Annotated in this window: 17 protein-coding genes; 12 read left to right on the top strand and 5 right to left on the bottom strand. The window is 63.8% G+C overall.

Translation table 11 applies throughout. The annotated features are described in order from the left end of the window. The coding region (gene truB / locus KBZ15_RS05375; protein WP_255013970.1) for a tRNA pseudouridine(55) synthase TruB at window positions 1–614 on the bottom strand (614 nt) is incomplete at its 3' end. 42 nt (window positions 615–656) lie between these two features. Here truB and KBZ15_RS05370 point away from each other — a divergent pair. Further along, window positions 657–1,361: a queuosine precursor transporter gene (locus KBZ15_RS05370; protein ID WP_254929802.1), complete on the top strand. Its 705-nt coding sequence runs from the start codon at window positions 657–659 to the stop codon at window positions 1,359–1,361. A gap of 63 nt (window positions 1,362–1,424) precedes the next feature. Next, window positions 1,425–2,168, top strand: coding sequence for a bifunctional 2-polyprenyl-6-hydroxyphenol methylase/3-demethylubiquinol 3-O-methyltransferase UbiG (locus KBZ15_RS05365; RefSeq protein WP_255013974.1), 744 nt, complete (start codon window positions 1,425–1,427; stop codon window positions 2,166–2,168). 8 nt (window positions 2,169–2,176) lie between these two features. Here KBZ15_RS05365 and rpmA read toward each other — a convergent pair whose 3' ends face one another. Next, on the bottom strand, window positions 2,177–2,440 hold the full coding sequence (gene rpmA, locus KBZ15_RS05360) for a 50S ribosomal protein L27 (RefSeq protein ID WP_197151365.1): 264 nt from the start codon (window positions 2,438–2,440) through the stop codon (window positions 2,177–2,179). Window positions 2,441–2,480: 40 nt separating this feature from the next. After that, window positions 2,481–2,894 carry a 50S ribosomal protein L21 gene (gene rplU / locus KBZ15_RS05355; RefSeq protein ID WP_255013969.1) on the bottom strand — a complete coding sequence of 138 codons (414 nt, stop codon included), beginning with the start codon at window positions 2,892–2,894 and terminating at the stop codon, window positions 2,481–2,483. A 173-nt stretch (window positions 2,895–3,067) separates the two neighbouring features. Between rplU and KBZ15_RS05350 the strand changes: the two genes are divergently transcribed. The 3 genes from KBZ15_RS05350 to kaiC all read left to right on the top strand — a co-directional run bounded on the left by KBZ15_RS05350 (window position 3,068) and on the right by kaiC (window position 5,910). Further along, window positions 3,068–3,931 carry a circadian clock protein KaiA gene (locus KBZ15_RS05350; protein WP_255013967.1) on the top strand — a complete coding sequence of 288 codons (864 nt, stop codon included), beginning with the start codon at window positions 3,068–3,070 and terminating at the stop codon, window positions 3,929–3,931. A 19-nt stretch (window positions 3,932–3,950) separates the two neighbouring features. Beyond that, window positions 3,951–4,286, top strand: a complete 336-nt coding sequence (kaiB, locus tag KBZ15_RS05345; protein WP_254929806.1) for a circadian clock protein KaiB — start codon at window positions 3,951–3,953, stop codon at window positions 4,284–4,286. A gap of 82 nt (window positions 4,287–4,368) precedes the next feature. After that, complete coding sequence (kaiC, locus tag KBZ15_RS05340; protein WP_255013965.1) at window positions 4,369–5,910, top strand: circadian clock protein KaiC; 1,542 nt, start codon at window positions 4,369–4,371, stop codon at window positions 5,908–5,910. Here the strand turns inward: kaiC and KBZ15_RS05335 are convergent. Together KBZ15_RS05335 and purD are read right to left on the bottom strand one after the other, a co-directional pair. After that, entirely contained in the window at window positions 5,907–7,892 is a 1,986-nt protein-coding gene (locus KBZ15_RS05335; RefSeq protein ID WP_255013963.1) for an ATP-binding protein, read from the bottom strand. The two genes, kaiC and KBZ15_RS05335, sit on opposite strands and share 4 nt — an antisense overlap. Next, window positions 7,889–9,205, bottom strand: coding sequence for a phosphoribosylamine--glycine ligase (gene purD / locus KBZ15_RS05330; protein ID WP_255013961.1), 1,317 nt, complete (start codon window positions 9,203–9,205; stop codon window positions 7,889–7,891). The genes KBZ15_RS05335 and purD overlap by 4 nt, the downstream gene beginning before the upstream one ends. Before the next feature lie 66 nt (window positions 9,206–9,271). Between purD and KBZ15_RS05325 the strand changes: the two genes are divergently transcribed. The 7 genes from KBZ15_RS05325 to lpxB form a co-directional block, all read left to right on the top strand. Continuing rightward, on the top strand, window positions 9,272–10,303 hold the full coding sequence (locus tag KBZ15_RS05325) for a hypothetical protein (protein ID WP_255013959.1): 1,032 nt from the start codon (window positions 9,272–9,274) through the stop codon (window positions 10,301–10,303). Further along, a complete protein-coding gene (gene purC / locus KBZ15_RS05320; RefSeq protein ID WP_255013957.1) occupies window positions 10,300–11,055 on the top strand; it encodes a phosphoribosylaminoimidazolesuccinocarboxamide synthase in 756 nt (251 codons plus the stop codon). The genes KBZ15_RS05325 and purC overlap by 4 nt, the downstream gene beginning before the upstream one ends. 73 nt (window positions 11,056–11,128) lie before the next feature. Next, the gene (locus KBZ15_RS05315) at window positions 11,129–13,339 is read left to right on the top strand and encodes a BamA/TamA family outer membrane protein (protein WP_255013955.1); all 2,211 of its coding nucleotides are present in this window, start codon (window positions 11,129–11,131) and stop codon (window positions 13,337–13,339) included. Beyond that, window positions 13,340–14,230 carry a UDP-3-O-acyl-N-acetylglucosamine deacetylase gene (lpxC, locus tag KBZ15_RS05310; protein WP_255013953.1) on the top strand — a complete coding sequence of 297 codons (891 nt, stop codon included), beginning with the start codon at window positions 13,340–13,342 and terminating at the stop codon, window positions 14,228–14,230. It abuts the gene before it with no gap. A gap of 5 nt (window positions 14,231–14,235) precedes the next feature. Continuing rightward, window positions 14,236–14,754, top strand: coding sequence for a 3-hydroxyacyl-ACP dehydratase FabZ (fabZ, locus tag KBZ15_RS05305; RefSeq protein ID WP_396123405.1), 519 nt, complete (start codon window positions 14,236–14,238; stop codon window positions 14,752–14,754). Then, window positions 14,754–15,560 (top strand): acyl-ACP--UDP-N-acetylglucosamine O-acyltransferase, encoded by an 807-nt coding sequence (lpxA, locus tag KBZ15_RS05300; protein WP_197151339.1) that lies wholly within the window; start codon window positions 14,754–14,756, stop codon window positions 15,558–15,560. Before fabZ ends, lpxA begins: the two co-directional genes overlap by 1 nt. Next, a partial coding sequence (gene lpxB, locus KBZ15_RS05295; RefSeq protein WP_255013950.1) for a lipid-A-disaccharide synthase occupies window positions 15,560–16,713 on the top strand: 1,154 nt, incomplete at its 3' end. The genes lpxA and lpxB, both read left to right, overlap by 1 nt.

Raw genomic sequence — 16,713 nt, 5'->3', positions numbered from 1 at the left:
TCAAAGCCCAGGGCCCCGGTGCGGCGCAGCCTGGCCAGGGCACCACCGCAGCCCAGGGCCTCCCCCAGGTCCCTGGCCAGGGCGCGGATGTAGGTGCCGGCCGAGCAGGCCACCTCCACCTCCAGGGCCCCGCTGGCGGGATCCCAGCCCAGCAGTTCCAGGCGATGCACCGTCACCGGCCTGGCTGCCAGTTCCAGTTGTTCCCCCTGGCGCACCCGCTTGTATGCCCGTTGGCCGTCTACATGCACGGCCGACACCTGGGGAGGCACCTGCTGGATCTTGCCCCGGAAAGCCGCCAGGGCTGCAGCGAGATCCCCTGCCTCGAGGGCAGGCACCGCGGCTCGGGCCAGCACCTCCCCCTCGAGGTCGTCGCTGACGGTGCGCACCCCCAGTTGCACCAATCCCCGGTAGGTCTTGTCCCCCTCCAGGTAGGGCAGCAGCCGGGTGGCGGACCCCAGGGCGAGCGGCAGCACCCCGGTCACGGCTGGATCGAGGGTGCCGCCATGGCCCACCCGCTTGAGGCCATAGGCCCGGCGCACCCTGCCCACACAGCCATGGGAGGTGAGGCCCGCGGGCTTATCGAGCACCAGAAAGCCGCAGGGCTGGTCAGGCATGGATGGGAGCGTCAGCCTTGCAGGGTCCCATGATCCGCTTCGATGACCCTGCAGCAGCGCCGGGACCTGACGTTTTTGGTGCTGGCCGGGATTTTCCTGGGCACCATGGGCATGCTCAATATCCTTGGCCTCACCCGCTTTCTCCAGCTGGGCACGATCGGCTCCTGGCCGATCGTGGTGGCGGTGGGGGCCCTGCCCTATCCGGTCACCTTCCTGTGCACAGACCTGATCAGTGAGCTGTGGGGTGAGCAGAAGGCGGGCCAGCTGGTGTGGGTCGGGCTTGCTCTCAATGGCTGGATCGTGCTGATCCTCTGGCTTGGCGGCATCCTGCCGGGGGTTGCCGGTGCGCCGGATGCCACCTTCTTCGAGGTCCGCCGTCTGGCATTCGGGGCTGTCGGGGCCTCGATGGTCGCCTACCTGGCAGCCCAGTTCACCGACGTGCGGCTGTTCCATTTCTGGAAGCGGTTCAGTGGGGGCAAGGCCCTTTGGCTGCGCAACAACGGCTCCACCCTGGTGAGCCAACTGGTCGATACCAGTGCCGTGGTGCTTATTAGTCACTACGCCAGCGGTGTGTTGCCGGTGCGGCCCGGCGAGCCCGTCTGGCCCCAGCTGGTTTCTTTCATTGCCAGTGGCTACCTGTTCAAGGCCCTGGCCGCTTTGGTTGACACCCTGCCCTTCTACGGCCTGGTGGCCTGGTTGCGCCACTGGCTGGAGGTGCCCGAAGCGGGGGCCGAGCTGCCTGACTGAGCGATGGGGCTTCCGCCCCCTGACCCTTAGCTTGGCCCTGAACTGCTCAGGGTGACTTTGGCCATGGCGGAGACGGGGCTGGGGGTTGGGCGCTTTCTGGCCGATGGTTTTGGCCTGCGCGCCCAGCTGGCTGCCTTCCTGGCGATAGCGCCCGAAGAGCTGGAGCGCCGCCTGCCCAGCAGCACCGACGATCTGGCCGCCCTCCATCCGGGCTCCTTCGATCCCGAGCGGGTGGAGCAGTTCTATGAAGATGCTGTGGGCACCGGCCACCTGCTGGAGCTGGCGGCCTGGCACCTGGGCAGTGCCGACTACATCGCCGACACCCTGCGCCTGCAGCAGCTCTTCGCCCAGGGGCAGTTGCTGGACTTTGGCGGCGGTATCGGCAGCCATGCCCTGGCGGCGGCGGCCCTGCCCCAGGTGGAGCGGGTGTGGTTCGTCGATCTCAACCCCCACAACCGCGCCTTTGTGGAGGCCCGGGCCACCGAGCTGGGCCTGGCGGCGAAGCTGGGCTGCTACCGGGATCTGGCTGATCCGGCCCTACCGCGGTGCTTCGACACGATCGTGTGTCTGGATGTGCTCGAACATCTCGCCGATCCCTCAGCCCAGCTGGAGATCTTTGCCGACAGGTTGGGCCCGGCGGGGACAGCCCTGCTCAACTGGTATTTCTTCAAGGGTTTTCAGGGGGAATACCCCTTCCATTTCGACGCCCCGGAGCTGGTGGAAAGCTTTTTCCGCACCCTCTCTGGCCGTTTCCTGGAGGTGTTTCACCCCTTCTTGATCACTACCCGGGCCTACCGGTTGGCCTGAGCCGACCTTTAGGCGACGGCGATGTTGATGCGTTTGCGGTTGCGCAGGCCGCGCTTGATGCTTTCGAATTTCACCACCCCAGCCACGAGGGCATAGAGGGTGTCGTCCGAACCCCGGCCGACGTTGACGCCGGGCAGCACGGAGGTGCCGCGCTGGCGGATCAGGATCGAACCGGCGCTGACGGTTTCACCGCCATAGCGCTTGACGCCGAGGCGCTTGGAGTTTGAGTCGCGACCGTTGCGAGTGGAGCCTGTGCCTTTCTTGTGGGCCATGGATCGGAGAAATCAGGGGGACTGGAAATGGAAACTTGCTTCAGGCGATCGGCTTGCCGCTGACGCTGATCGACTCGACCATCACCCGGGTCAGTTCCTGGCGGTGGCCGTTTTTGCGCCTGGTTTTCTTCTTGGGGCGCATCTTGTAGACGATGATTTTGGTGCCGCGGCGATGGGCCATCACCTTGAGCTCCACGGTGGCGCCCTTGACGTAGGGCTGGCCCAGGGTGGTCGCCTTGCCGTCGTTTACCAACAGCACGTTGTCGATGGTCAGGGTGCCGTCCACCTCCAGGGCGATCCGGTCGAGGTCGTAGTAGCGGTTGGGTTGGAGCCAGAACTGCTGACCTGAGGTTTCAACAATGGCGTAGGGGCCTGTTGGGGCCCCAGCAGCTGCTGGGCTGGGCTGCTCGGCAGTGGGCGTGTTTGGGGAGGTGTTTTCGGGAGTTGGGCTCATGGCGGCAAGGGCGTGGCCAGGCTGACGGAGGCTCCTTGACTAGCTGAGGAGCAGGCCGTCATTGGGCCTGGCGCACAAAATGGGAAAACAAACAACAATCCTCCCGTTTCGGCCTTCCTTTCGTCAACATTTGGTGGCCTTTGCTGCGGGTTGTCCCGCCGTTGAAGCGGTCCATGCCCGAACCGGCCCTCACCATTGCTTCGCTGATCCGGGATTCCTCTCTCCAGGAGGCTTGCGGCCGCTGGCTCGTCGGCGGCCGCTGGCGGATGGTGTGGCTGGATCCCGACGCCAATCCTGTGGCGCAGCTGGAGATGCGCCGCGAGGAGTTTGATGCCCTGGTGTTGGAGGAGGGCGCCCTGGAGAGCCAGGCCTATCAGGCCCTTTCGGACCTGGGCCTGCAGCTGCCAGCAGTGGTGATCGGTGCGGTCAGCGGTCAGACCGAATTCCATCAAGCAGAGGTGCACCTGCCCCCAGATCAGCTCGAGCAGCTCAGCTACAGCCTCGATGCCGCCATCTCTCGGGTCCTCCAGCGCGGCCCGAGGGCCGGGGCTAGCCCGCCCCTCGGGCAGGCCAAGCCCGAGACCCTTGAGGGCTGGAAGCTGGCCAACCGGCTGAAGGGCCGCCTGGGCTTTGTGGGAGTTTTCTACAAGCGCGATCCCTCCCGCTTTTTGCGCAACCTGCCCGAGTTGGAACGGGAAGAGCTGTTCCATTCGCTCGAACGCACCTACCGAGACCTGCTGCTCAGTTACTTCCGCGATCCGGCTGCTGCCAACCAGGCCCTGGAAAGCTTTGTGAATACTGCTTTTTTTAGCGATTTGCCAATTACAAAAACTGTTGAGATTCACGTGAATCTGATTGATGCTTTCTCGCAGCGCCTCAAACTGGAAGGACACAAGAACGATTTTCTTCAGGACTATCGATTAGCCCTCCTTGATGTGATGGCCCATCTCTGCGAGATGTATCGCCGCTCCATCCCCCCCGATGCTCCCTTGGCAGCCATCCCGCTCCAGGCAACGGGCCAGCCCACAATGGTTTGAACCAGGACGCTCCTGAAACATGACTCCCCGCAAGACCTACATCCTTAAGCTTTACGTGGCGGGCAATACGCCAAACTCGATGCGCGCCCTCAAGACCCTGCGCAACATTCTGGAAACGGAGTTTCTCGGCGTCTATGCCCTCAAGGTGATAGACGTATTGAAAAATCCCCAGTTGGCTGAAGAGGACAAGATCCTGGCCACCCCCACCCTGGCCAAGATCCTGCCCCCCCCGGTGCGGCGCATCATTGGCGACCTCTCCGATCGGGAGCGGGTGCTGATCGGCCTGGATCTTCTCTATGAGGAGCTCACTGAAGAGGGCTCGGACGAGCAGGGGCCAGAGGAAAATCCAGCTTGAGACACGCCCGCAGCTCCTATAGATCTTCTCCCTTCTCATGGGCCGCTGCCTTGAGTAGCTTTTGACCAGACCCCAACTGTCGATGCAGGAACCAAGCCCCACCAGTAATTCCCTGATGCAGGTTCAGAAGCTCCCGACTGGGATCGAGGGCTTCGATGATGTCTGCCATGGGGGCCTGCCCATTGGCCGCTCCACCCTGATCAGTGGCACTTCCGGCACCGGCAAGACGATTTTCTCGCTCAATTTTCTCTACAACGGGATCCGCCAGTACAACGAGCCTGGCATTTTTGTGACATTTGAGGAATCGCCTCTGGATATATTGCGCAATGCGGCTAGTTTTGGCTGGGATCTTCAGAGCATGGTTGAGCAGGATAAGCTGTTCATTCTTGATGCCTCGCCAGACCCTGAAGGCCAGGATGTGGCCGGCAGTTTTGATCTCTCAGGCTTGATCGAGAGAATCAACTATGCCATCCGTAAATATAAGGCAAAGCGGGTTGCGATTGATTCGATCACCGCAGTTTTTCAGCAATATGATGCTGTTTCAGTGGTGCGGCGTGAAATCTTCAGGTTGATTGCCCGGCTCAAGGAGATTGGTGTCACTACGGTAATGACCACCGAGCGGATAGATGAGTATGGTCCGATTGCCCGCTATGGGGTGGAGGAATTTGTTTCTGACAACGTTGTAATTCTGCGCAATGTGCTCGAGGGTGAACGGCGGCGCCGCACTGCTGAGATTTTAAAACTGCGGGGCACCACCCATATGAAGGGTGAATTCCCCTTCACCATGGGTGGCCATGGCATCAGCGTTTTCCCCCTGGGTGCCATGCGCCTCACCCAGCGATCTTCCAATGTGCGCATCAGCTCCGGGGTGCCCAAGCTCGACGAGATGTGTGGTGGCGGTTTCTTCAAGGACTCAATCATTCTGGCCACCGGTGCCACCGGTACGGGCAAGACCCTGCTGGTTTCCAAGTTTGTTGAGGATGCTTGCCGCAGCAGGGAGCGGGCGATTTTGTTTGCCTATGAGGAATCCCGGGCCCAGTTACTGCGCAATGCGACCAGTTGGGGCATTGATTTTGAACAGATGGAGCAGGACGGCCTGCTCAAAATCATCTGTGCCTATCCAGAATCGACTGGCCTGGAAGACCACCTCCAGATAATTAAAACGGAGATCAGCCAGTTCAAGCCTTCGCGTATGGCGATCGATTCGCTTTCTGCCCTCGCCCGGGGCGTGAGCCACAACGCGTTCCGACAGTTTGTTATCGGTGTGACTGGCTACGCCAAGCAGGAGGAGATCGCCGGTTTCTTTACGAACACCTCTGAGGAGTTCATGGGCAGCCACTCGATTACCGACTCCCACATCTCCACAATTACGGACACGATCCTATTGCTGCAGTATGTGGAGATCCGCGGTGAGATGGCCCGCGCCCTCAATGTGTTCAAGATGCGGGGCTCCTGGCACGACAAGGGCATCCGTGAATTTGTGATCACCAGCAATGGCCCCGAGATCAAGGATTCCTTCTCAAACTTCGAGCGGATTATTTCTGGCGTTCCCCACCGCATCACCACCGATGAGCGCAGCGAGCTCTCCCGCATTGTGCGGGGAGTTGCTGACGACGCGCTCTAGGAGTTGGCTGGCTCCAGCTGGTCGTAACGCCGCCGTTCGGAGAGGAGTTGAAGTTCGTCGTTGTCGGAGCCCTCAAGCGGCAGGTCGAACCAAAAGGTGGAGCCCGTGCCCGGTTCGCTGGCCATGCGCACCTGGGTCCCATGTTTTTCGAGAATGCCCCGCACAATCGAAAGGCCCAGGCCCGTTCCAGCCTCGGTGTGCACCGCGTTTTCGACCCTGTAGAAGCGCTCGAAGATGCGCTCCTGGTCGGCCTCGCTGATGCCACAGCCGCTGTCGGAGATTTCGATGCGCAGCCTTGGCAGGGGTGAGGTCAGCTCACAGCTCGGACTTTCGCTATTTGGTTCGGTGCCTGGGGTGAGCTGGCAGAGATCTGGCCAGGGATAGGCCCGCAGTTGCAGCCTGCCACCCTTGGGGGTGAATTTGAGGGCATTGCCCACCAGGTTGTCGAACACCTGCAGCAGCAGGTCCCAGTTGCCCAGAATCCGAGGCAGTTGGGGGTCGGCATGGAAGTCCAGGCCCACCTCCTTTTCATCGGCATTGAGCCGATAGGTGCGGAGGGTCTGTTCGATGGCGGCAGTCAGCTCCATCGGTTCGAGGGTCCAGACCCGTTCCGATTCCAGCCTGGAGAGGTCGAGCACGTCGTTGACGAGCCGGGTCAGTCGATCGGTTTCATCGTTGGCGATGCCCAGAAACTCCTTTTTCTCCGCTTCCGTGAGCTGGTCGCCCAGGTCGTGGAGGGTTTCCACGTAGCTCTTGATATTGAACAGGGGTGTGCGCAATTCGTGGGAGACGTTGCTGATGAAACGGCTCTGGGCGGCGTTCAATTCCACCTCGCGGCTGAGGTCCTGGATGGTGACGGCGATTCCCTTAAGGCTTTCGCCGGTGGCATCCCGCACTGATTGCAGCACGATCCGCAGGGTGCGGGGCGGTTCGCCAAATCGGCAGCGCACATCAGCACTGTCGCGGGCGCTGCAGATCAGACTCTCCAGGGGTGACTGGAGTTCCATCGCCAACCTTTCGGGCAGTTCGGCGATCAGGTCGCTGCCTTCGAGCTTGCGGCCCTCCCAGCGGAACAGGCGGCGGGCGGTGGGATTGGCCAGCACGATTGCCCCTTCGGCATCGAGGAGCACGGCCCCATCTGCCATGGTGGCAATTAGGGATTCCTGCTTCACCTGGGCCGCGGTCAGCTCCTCGATGTTGGCGGCCTTGTAGTCCTCCAGTTGGGCCGCCATGGCGTTGAAGCCCTCGAGCAGCTCGCCGAGCTCACCGCCCACCGGCAGGGCGAGCCTGGTTTCAAACTTGCCACCGGTGATTGAGCGCACCCCCTGGAGCAGCTCCTTGACCGGGCGGGTGATGGTGAGGGCGTTGAACACGGCCCCCAGGATCACCAGCACCCAGATCGAAATGAATACCGCCACGGTCACCTCCCGGGTGAGGGCAGCACTGGCCAGCAGGGTCTCATTGGGGTTGATGCCCAGGGCCATCACCCCTAGATATTTCCCCTCACTCACCATCGGCACAAAGACGTCAGTCACCTGGCCATCTGGGCTGAGGTGCTGGCGAATCAGGGGGGTGTCCGGGCGCTTGCGCAGATCCTCCGGCAGCTCCAGCCTGCGGCTGAGCAGCAGTTCGCTGCTGCCCGAGCTAGCACCGATGGGGATGCCTAGGTAGATCACCCCCTCAGGATCGGCAAAGAAGACATAGCGAAGGCTGCGGCTGGAGCGCCAGAAGCGATCGGCGACTGCCGCCAGCTCCCGGTCATTGCCCTCCGCCACCAGCGGGGTCACGTTGGCGGAAAGCAGCAGGCCCAGGTCACGGGCGTAGCGGGTGTCACCCAGCTGGGCGTCCCGTTGGATGCCGTTGAGGGCCAGGAAGGTGATGCCCGTCATCAGCAGGCTTACCACCAGGGTCGCCACCGCCAGCAGCTTGGTCTGCAGGCTGAACTCCTGCCACCAGCGATTCAGGGCCTGGCGCCAGCTCATCGGCTGCGCACCTGGTGGCCGATGTCCCGCCGGTAGGTCATGCCCTCAAAGTGAACCTGGGCCAGGCCGGCGTAGGCCTGCTCGAAGGCGGCATCAAAGCTTTCGGCCTGGGCGACCACGGCCAGCACCCGGCCGCCACTGGTTTGACAGCTGCCGTCGCCGCTGCGCCGGGTGCCCGCGTGGAACAGTTGCAGGCTGTTGCTGCTCTCCAGTTCACTGCTGACCACATCGCCGCTGCGGATCTCGCCGGGGTAGCCCGCGGCGGCGGCAATTACACAGGCGCTGCAGCCGGGATGGATGGTGAGCGGCGGAGCCTGGTCGAGCTGGCCGTTGGCACAGGCCAGCAGGATCTGGGCCAGTTCCGGCCCGAGTAGCGGCATCAGGGTCTCGCATTCTGGATCGCCGAAGCGGCAGTTGAATTCGATCACGCTGGGCCCATGTTCGGTGAGCATCAGGCCGGCATAGATCACCCCGCGGTAGTCGATGCCCCGGGCCCGCAGGGCGGCCACGGTGGGTTCGAGCACCAGGCGCTTCACCTGCTCCAGCCCCCCCCCATCCAGCAGCGGCGCCGGCGCATAGGCGCCCATGCCGCCGGTGTTGGGTCCGGTGTCGCCCTCGCCGATTCGCTTGTGGTCCTGGGCGCTGGGCAGCAACACCAGCCGCTGGCCGTCACAGAGCGCGAACACCGACACCTCGGGACCATGGGTGCGTTCCTCCAGCACCAACCTGGCGCCTGCGCCCTCGCCGAAACGACCGGCAAAAATCTCCTCAATCCCGGCGCGGGCCTCTTCCAGGCTTTCGGCCACGGTCACCCCCTTGCCGGCGGCCAGGCCATCGGCCTTCACCACCAGCGGTCTGCCTGCGGCCTCCAGCACCGCCAGGGCCTCCTCCCTGCTACTGGCGCTCCAATAGCCGGCGGTGGGTATCCCGACCTCCAGCATCAGGGCCTTGGCCCATTGTTTGCTCGCCTCGAGCTGGGCCCCATCGGCGCCGGGCCCGAACACCGGGAAGCCGGCTTCGCGCAGCCGGTCCGCCAGGCCGGCGGCCAGGGGTGCCTCAGGGCCCACCACCACCAGCTCAACGGCGTGGTCACGGCAGGCTGCGAGCAGGCCCCCATGGTCGGATTCGGCGATTTCCAGCTGGCTGCAGCCTGGAATTTCAGCAGTGCCCCCATTCCCCGGTGCGATCCACACGGCTTCCACCCCTGGGCAGCGGGCCAGGGCCCAGCCCAGGGAGTTTTCGCGCCCGCCGGAGCCGACCACCAGGATCCTGGTGGGAGCTGGGCAGGAAGAGGGGCTGGGAGCTGGAGCCATGGGGCCTGGACGTTCCGAAATTGGGGTGGATTGGAGCAGAAGCTCTTCTAGGTTGGACCTTGCCAGATGGGTCCGCGGGCCCAGCCCCAGCAGATGCCGGCAAGCCCAGCGCCATTCTCCCCCCGCGCCCGGCCGCTGCTGGCGGCCCTGGCCACGGTTTCGGCCCTGGCCACGGTTTCGGCCTCGCTGGCCCTGGCCCTGGTTGGGCCTGCCCCCAGTGGGGCGGCAGCCAAGCCAGTGGAGCTTGATCCTGCCCTGAAGACCCTGCTGGCCAGTGGCAACCTCAGGGATTTTGACGGGGCCTGCGCCACGGCCGTCGAGCAGGGGGATGGGCCCCGCCTGCGCTTGCTGCAGCAGCGGCTGCTCGGCCTCCATCCCGCCCCCCAACCCCTGGCTGTGGTGTTTGCCAATGCCGAGGTTCTGTTGCGCTGCGAGGCCCCGGATGGGGCCCTGCAGGTGCTCGCCCGGATCAGCCCAGCTGCCGGTGCCGAGCGGATCCAGTGGTTGGTGATGCAGTGGCGGGCAGCCCAGGCTGGCCTAAACCACCAGGTGGCGGCCAATGCCCTGCGGCGACTCGCGGCTGGAAATTTGGCCCAGCTAGAGGCACTTGAGCTGCCGGTGACCCGGCGTCAGGACGGCACCGCGGTGACGCGCTCGGCCCTGGATCTGCTGGCGGGCCACCTGGAAAGCCTGGGCCAGCGGCAGCGGGCCGCCGAGGTGTTGCTGAGTGGAACCCAGCCGGGGGCCGTCAATGCGGCGCGCCTTGCCCAGGCGGTGGCGTTGTTCGATGGGCTCCCAGCCGTGGAACAGGACCGGCTGCTGGAACTCGCCCTGGAGCAGGCAGCCACCGCCGGGGCCTGGGGCCTGGTGGGCCAGATTCTCGATCAGCAGCTGGCCCTGGGCCAGGGCATCCCGGAGCGGACCGAGCGGGCGGCGGAGCGGCGGCTGCGGCTCAGCCGTGGCATCGACGATGCCTACGCAGAATGGCTGCTGGGTCGTACGGCCGAGTCCCGTCAGGCCGAGTTGGAGCGGCAATTGCGCTCGCCGCGCTCCCCTGGCGGCCATGCCCCCAAATCGTTCTCCGATCCCCAGCCATGACGGCCTACTGCCTCGGTTCGCTCCTCTACGAAGGCAAGGCCAAGCGGGTCTATGCCACCGATCGCCCCGACCTGGTGGCGATTGAGTTCAAGGATGACGCCACGGCCTTCAACGCCCTCAAAAAGGCCGAACTGGCGGGCAAGGGGGAGCTCAACTGCCAGATCTCGGCTCGACTGTTTGAGTACCTCGCCGCCCGTGGGGTGCCCACCCACTATCTGGGCGTGGGGGAGACCCGCTGGATGCTCGTGCGTCCGGTGCGGGTGATTCCCGTTGAAGTGGTGATCCGCAATGTGGCCGCCGGATCCCTTTGCAAGCAGATGCCGATCGAGCTGGGCACCTGCCTGGAGCCCGCCTTGTTGGATCTCTATTACAAGGATGATGCCTATGGCGATCCCCTGCTCACCGAAGCGCGGTTGGAGCTGCTTGGGCTGGTGAATGCCGATCAAAGGAGCCGCCTCGAAGAGCTGGCTCGCCAGGTGAACCGGGAACTGATGGGCCTGTTCAGCTCAATCGGGCTGCAGCTAGTGGATTTTAAGATTGAGCTGGGCTTTACTGCCAGCGGTGACTTGGTGCTGGCGGATGAGATCAGTCCCGACACCTGCCGGCTCTGGGACCGGGCCGTGGCTGATGTCAGCGACCGCATTCTCGACAAGGACCGATTCCGCCAGGATCTCGGCGGCGTTGTCGAGGCCTACGGGGAGGTCTGCAAACGGGTCCAAGGGGCATGTCCCCAACCCAGGGTCTACGGGTAAGGTCGTCGGCATTTGCGGCCCTGCCGCTCTGCCCCCCCATCACATGGCTGGTTTGCTGGGTTTAAAGGCTGCGATGTCCCTGCTGGGCTTTGCCCTCCTCGCAGCTGGCCCGGCCCTGGCCCAGTCTGGGGATGCAGCGCCGCCAGGCGGGCAACCCCAGCCCGCTGCCCAGCAGCTGGACAACCCACTGGCCGATCCGGCGGCCCCAACCCCAGCCCCGGCTCAAACGTCCCCAGCCGAAACCTCCCCAGCCCAGCAGCCGGCCGCCAGCCCCGCGCCAGCTGCTAGCACCGAGCCAGCAGCCAAGGCCGAGCCCAAGGTCCTGATCGCCGAGGTGGCGATCGAGGGGCTGCAGGACCATCCCGAGCGGGAGCGGCTCGAACTGGCGGCCTATGCGGCCATGGCGGCCACCCCGGGTTCCCTTGTCACCCGCACCGAGCTGCAGACCGATCTCTCGGCGATCTATGCCAGCGGCTGGTTCTCCGATGTGCGCATCCAGCCTGTGGATGGCCCCTTGGGTGTGCGTCTGGTGGTGGTGGTGGTGGCCAACCCCGTGCTCCAGCAAATCAAGCTCGATCCGGCCGATCTCAAGCTGCCCGCCCAGGTGGTTCAGGACACCTTCGCTGCCGACTACGGCAAGACGCTCAATCTCAACACCCTGCAGTCCCGCATGCAGGAGCTGCAGCGCTGGTATGCCGACCAGGGCTATTCCCTGGCCCGCATCACCGGCCCCAGTCGGGTCAGTCCTGAAGGTGTGGTCGAGCTGTTGGTGCGCCAGGGCACCGTGGAGGGCGTTGAAGTGCAGTTCCTCAATAAGGAGGGCTCAGCCACCAACGACAAGGGTGAGCCGATCCGCGGCAAGACCAAACCCTGGGTTGTGACCAGGGAGGTGTCCCTTCGCCCGGGCCAGGTGTTCAACCGCCGGGAGCTGGAGGAGGACATCAAGCGGATCTATGGCACGGGCCTGTTCAGCGACGTCAAGGTGACCCTCAGGCCGGTGCCAGCTGAGCCCGGCAAGGTTGTGATCATGCTGGGCATCGTCGAGCAGTCGAGCGGCTCCCTATCTGGTGGTATTGGCTATAGCCAGAGCCAGGGTGCATTTGCTCAGATCCAGTTGAATGACAGCAACCTCTTCGGCCGCGCCTGGGACCTCGGCACCAATATTTCCTACGGCCAATATGGTGGTCTCGGTGACATCACCTTCACCGACCCCTGGATCAAGGACAACAAATATCGCACCTCCTTCAGGGCTCGCGTTTTCTTCAGCCGGGAAGTGCCCCAGCTCTTTCAGAGCGAAAATTCATCGTTTAGCTATCAGCTACAGAACTATTCCGGCTCTGACTTCGACGTAGTTACCTCGTTTGATGAGAACCCTGCCGGATCTAACCAGGGCACGGGTACAACAAACTTTGACACGGTTGCAATTCAGCGGATCGGCGCAAACGTGCAGTTTGTGCGGCCGCTTAATCGTGGCAACCCCTTCAAGAAAGCTCCCTGGAATCTGATCCTCTCCTTTGGTGGCCAGGAGGTCACCCCCATGGATTTCTCTGGATCCAAGTATTCAAGGGGCGTGGTCGGCAATCTTCAGTCTGATGGGGGCTTTAGCACCAGCAACGGTGCTTCGGTGATCTGCCTGGCCTACAACTGCGCCTCGGAAAACCAACTGGTGAGCTTCCGGGTTGGAGCCACCTACAGCACTCTCAACGATCCCCGTAATCCCACTAAGGGCAATTTCCTGAGCCTGGGCACTGAGCAGTTCATCTCGGTGGGTGAGAACTCCCCCACCTTCAACCGACTGCGGGGCAGCTTCACCCACTACATCCCCGTGGAGTGGTTGAAGATCTTCAAGGGCTGCCGGCCCAAGCCCGGTGAGACCAAAGACTGCAAGCAGGCCCTGGCTTTCCAGGTGTCGGCAGGCACCTTGGTGGGTAGCGATATTCCTCCCTATGAGGCCTTCTGCCTTGGAGGCGGCAACTCGGTGAGGGGCTATTACGACTGCGATCTCGGGGTTGGCAAGAGTTTTGCCGAGGCGACGATTGAGTACCGCTTTCCCATTTTCAGCATCATCAGCGGCGAGATTTTCTTTGATGCAGGCACCACTTTCGGCAGCCAGAGCGGTATCCCAGGCAACCCGGGTGGGCTGCTTGGTAAATCAGGTGAGGGCTATTCACCTGGTGTCGGACTGATTGTCACCACCCCGGTGGGCCCCCTGCGCCTGGAGGTGGCCACCCAGGATTTCTCCAGCGAGTGGCGCTTCAACCTCGGTGTGGGCTGGAAGTTCTAGATGATGCAGTGGCCCGCCGATTACTCCGGCCGCTGGACTATTCAAGACCCGGTGGAGCGGCGGGGGGTTGGTCTGCACGGCGGTCTTGAGACCACAGTTCGGCTCCAGGCCTCTGAGCGTTCGGGCTTCTGGGTCGGCTGGCTCGACGCTCCCCAGCTGCCCCTATGCCGCCTCACCCCAAGCCAGGTGAGTGATACCCGCCTGTGTACGGCCCTGCAGCTGGATCAAAGGCGTCTGGCCACCGTCGAGCATCTGCTGGCTGCTCTGGCTGGCACCGGGGTTACCCAGGCCGAAATCCTGGTCAACGGCGAGGAGATTCCCCTGCTGGATGGCTCAGCCTTCCCCTGGGTGCAGGCTTTGGCTGAGGCGGGGCTCCAGGCCCTGCCCGGCAGCTCCGGGGGCCTGGAGCTGGACGCGCCCATCACGGTCTGCAGTGGTACCAGCTTTGCAACAGCACTTCCCCATGCGGGGCTGCGTCTGGGCGCGGCCATTGAATTTGCCGATGCGGCGATCGGCCGCCAGTTGTTTTCCCTGGACCTGAGCCCCACCAGTTTCGTTGAGCAGATCGCTCCTGCACGCACCTTCGGTCTGCGCTCCCAGGTGGACCAGTTGCGCTCAGCGGGCTTGATTCGGGGGGGGTGCCTGGAGAATGCCCTGGTATGTGACGGCGATCAGTGGCTCAATCCACCCCTGCGCTTTGTCGAGGAGCCGGTGCGCCATAAAATTCTGGACCTACTGGGTGACCTTGCCCTTGTGGGCCTGCCAAGGGCCCAGGTTTTCGCCTACCGGGGCTCCCATGGGCTCCACACCTCAATGGCGGCTGTTCTGGCTGGTCTGCCGGCAGTCAATTCCCCCTCCAGCCCCAATTCCGCCCATCCCTCTCCCGGTTGATGCCCTTGTCTGAATCCAGCGCTCCCCAGCCCCCTTTATCTGCCGCCGACACTGAACTTTCAGCCAAAGCTGAACTTCCAACAACCAGCGGGGTGATTCTGACCAACGAGCAGATCCAGGGGTTACTTCCCCACCGCTATCCCTTTGCCCTGGTCGACCGGGTGATTGAGCATGAACCGGGCAAACGGGCCGTGGCCATCAAGAACGTCAGCTGCAACGAGCCCCAGTTTCAGGGGCATTTCCCTGGCCGCCCCCTGATGCCAGGTGTGTTGATCGTCGAGGCGATGGCCCAGGTGGGTGGGTTGATCGTCACCCAGATGCCAGATCTGCCGAACGGCTTGTTTGTCTTCGCGGGAATTGATGGAGTGCGTTTTCGCCGGCCCGTCGTGCCTGGCGACCAGTTGCTGATCAGCTGTGAGCTGCTCAGCCTCAAGCGCAGGCGCTTTGGCAAGGTGAAGGCTGAAGCCACCGTGGAGGGCAAACTTGTCTGCTCCGGAGAACTGATGTTCTCGCTGGTGGACTGATGGCGACGTTGATCCATCCCACCGCCGTTGTGGATCCCAGGGCCCAGCTGGCCGATGGGGTTGAGGTGGGCCCCTACGCCGTGGTCGGCCCGGATGTGGAGATCGGAGCCGGTTGCTGGATCGGGCCCCATGTGGTGCTCGACGGTAGGGTGCGTTTGGGCAGGGGCAATCGCATCTTTCCAGGGGCCTGCATCGGCCTAGAGCCCCAGGACCTCAAGTACACCGGCGATCCCACCGAGGTGGTGCTGGGCGATGACAACACCATCAGGGAGTGCGTCACCATCAACCGCGCCACCACTGGCAACCAGCAGACCCGCCTGGGCAGTGGCAACCTGCTGATGGCTTACACCCATCTGGGCCACAACTGTGAGCTGGGCGATCGGATCGTGATTGCCAATGGGGTCGCAGTGGCCGGCCATGTGGTCATCGGAGATCGGGCTGTTATCGGCGGTGTGCTCGGCATTCACCAATTTGTGCACATCGGCACCCTGGCGATGGTGGGGGGGATGAGCCGCATCGAGCGGGATGTGCCCCCCTTCACCCTGGTGGAGGGCCACCCCGCCCGGGTGCGGGCCCTCAACAGGATCGGTTTGCAGCGCAGTGGTTTGATTGACCTCGATGGTGGCCAGGAGTTTGAGCAGCTCAAGCGGGCCTGGACCTTGATCTATCGCCGTGGGCTCACCCTTGCCGAAGCCTTGGGGCAACTCACCCTGGAGCCCCCCCGGGGTGCCGTCGCCCAGCTCTGTGCCTTCCTGGAGGCCTCCCTGGGCCCCTCCCGCCGCGGCCCGATTCCGGGGGGGCGCTGATGCTCCGCCTGCTGGTGAGCACGGGCGAGGTGTCTGGGGATCTGCAGGGAGCGCTGTTGGTCAAGGCACTGCACCAGGAGGCCAGCCGCCGCAAGCTGGATCTGGAGATCGTGGCCCTGGGCGGCGAGCGGATGGAAAGGGCCGGTGCGGAATTGCTGGCCAACACGACCCGGATGGGGGCCATTGGCCTGCTGGAGGCCATTCCCTTTGTGCTGCCCACCCTGAGGTTGCAGCGCCGCCTGAAGCGCTGGTTCAGCACAGACCCGCCCGATGGGGTGGTGTTGATCGATTACATGGGCCCCAATGTGAGCCTGGGTTTGCGGCTCAAGCGCCGCTTCCCCCGGGTGCCGGTGACCTACTACATCGCCCCCCAGGAGTGGGCCTTCAAGTTTGGCAATGGGGGCCGCTCCAATCTGATCGGATTCACCAACCAGATCCTGGCGATTTTCCAGGAGGAAGCCCGTTTCTATCGCTGTCGCGGCGCCAAGGTCACCTACGTGGGGCACCCGCTGGTAGATACGCTCGGCGAGCTCCCCAGCCGCCAGGAGGCCCGCCGCCAACTCGGGCTGCTCGATGCTCCGGTGCTGTTGCTGATGCCTGCCTCCAGGCGCCAGGAAATCCGCTACATGCTGCCCCACATTGTGGCTGCTGCTGCGGAGCTGCAACGCCAGCGCCCGGAGCTCCAGGTGGTAGTGCCGGCTGGGCTGCCCGGCTTCGAAGCCCATCTGTCCCTGCAGTTGAGCCAGGCCGGGGTGCGTGCCGAGATAATCCCCGCCTGCGACTCCGATGAACTCAAGGCCTGTCTCTGCGCCGCTGCCGATCTGGCCTTGGCCAAGTCGGGAACGGTGAACCTGGAGCTGGCCCTGCGGGGCGTGCCCCAGGTGGTTGTGTACCGGGTCAGCGGCGTCACCGCCTTTGTGGCGCGCCACATCCTGCGCTTCAGCGTGCCCCACATCTCGCCGGTGAACCTGGTGCTGGGCGAGCGGCTGGTGCCGGAACTGCTCCAAGAGGACCTCTCGGCTGCGGCGATCGTGCGGGAGGCCCTGCCCTTACTTGATGGCGGCAATGCAGCTCGCCAAACCATGCTCGAGGGCTACCGCAGGCTGCGGCTGGAGCTGGGCGAGCCCGGCGTGACCCAGCGGGCGGCAGTGGC

The sequence above is a fragment of the Cyanobium sp. BA20m-p-22 genome (assembly GCF_024346275.1).
Taxonomy (GTDB): Bacteria; Cyanobacteriota; Cyanobacteriia; order PCC-6307; family Cyanobiaceae; genus Cyanobium_A.
This window is presented reverse-complemented; position numbering and strand designations above follow the sequence as displayed.

Coding starts and splice junctions, on each gene's coding strand:
- kaiB (WP_254929806.1), top strand. CDS start 3,951: ATGACTCCCCGCAAGACCTACATCCTTAAGCTTTACGTGGCGGGCAAT.
- rpmA (WP_197151365.1), bottom strand. CDS start 2,440: ATGGCCCACAAGAAAGGCACAGGCTCCACTCGCAACGGTCGCGACTCA.
- KBZ15_RS05370 (WP_254929802.1), top strand. CDS start 657: ATGACCCTGCAGCAGCGCCGGGACCTGACGTTTTTGGTGCTGGCCGGG.
- lpxC (WP_255013953.1), top strand. CDS start 13,340: ATGATGCAGTGGCCCGCCGATTACTCCGGCCGCTGGACTATTCAAGAC.
- KBZ15_RS05315 (WP_255013955.1), top strand. CDS start 11,129: ATGTCCCTGCTGGGCTTTGCCCTCCTCGCAGCTGGCCCGGCCCTGGCC.
- purD (WP_255013961.1), bottom strand. CDS start 9,205: ATGGCTCCAGCTCCCAGCCCCTCTTCCTGCCCAGCTCCCACCAGGATC.
- KBZ15_RS05335 (WP_255013963.1), bottom strand. CDS start 7,892: ATGAGCTGGCGCCAGGCCCTGAATCGCTGGTGGCAGGAGTTCAGCCTG.
- purC (WP_255013957.1), top strand. CDS start 10,300: ATGACGGCCTACTGCCTCGGTTCGCTCCTCTACGAAGGCAAGGCCAAG.
- lpxA (WP_197151339.1), top strand. CDS start 14,754: ATGGCGACGTTGATCCATCCCACCGCCGTTGTGGATCCCAGGGCCCAG.
- kaiC (WP_255013965.1), top strand. CDS start 4,369: ATGCAGGAACCAAGCCCCACCAGTAATTCCCTGATGCAGGTTCAGAAG.
- KBZ15_RS05350 (WP_255013967.1), top strand. CDS start 3,068: ATGCCCGAACCGGCCCTCACCATTGCTTCGCTGATCCGGGATTCCTCT.
- rplU (WP_255013969.1), bottom strand. CDS start 2,894: ATGAGCCCAACTCCCGAAAACACCTCCCCAAACACGCCCACTGCCGAG.
- KBZ15_RS05365 (WP_255013974.1), top strand. CDS start 1,425: ATGGCGGAGACGGGGCTGGGGGTTGGGCGCTTTCTGGCCGATGGTTTT.
- KBZ15_RS05325 (WP_255013959.1), top strand. CDS start 9,272: ATGGGTCCGCGGGCCCAGCCCCAGCAGATGCCGGCAAGCCCAGCGCCA.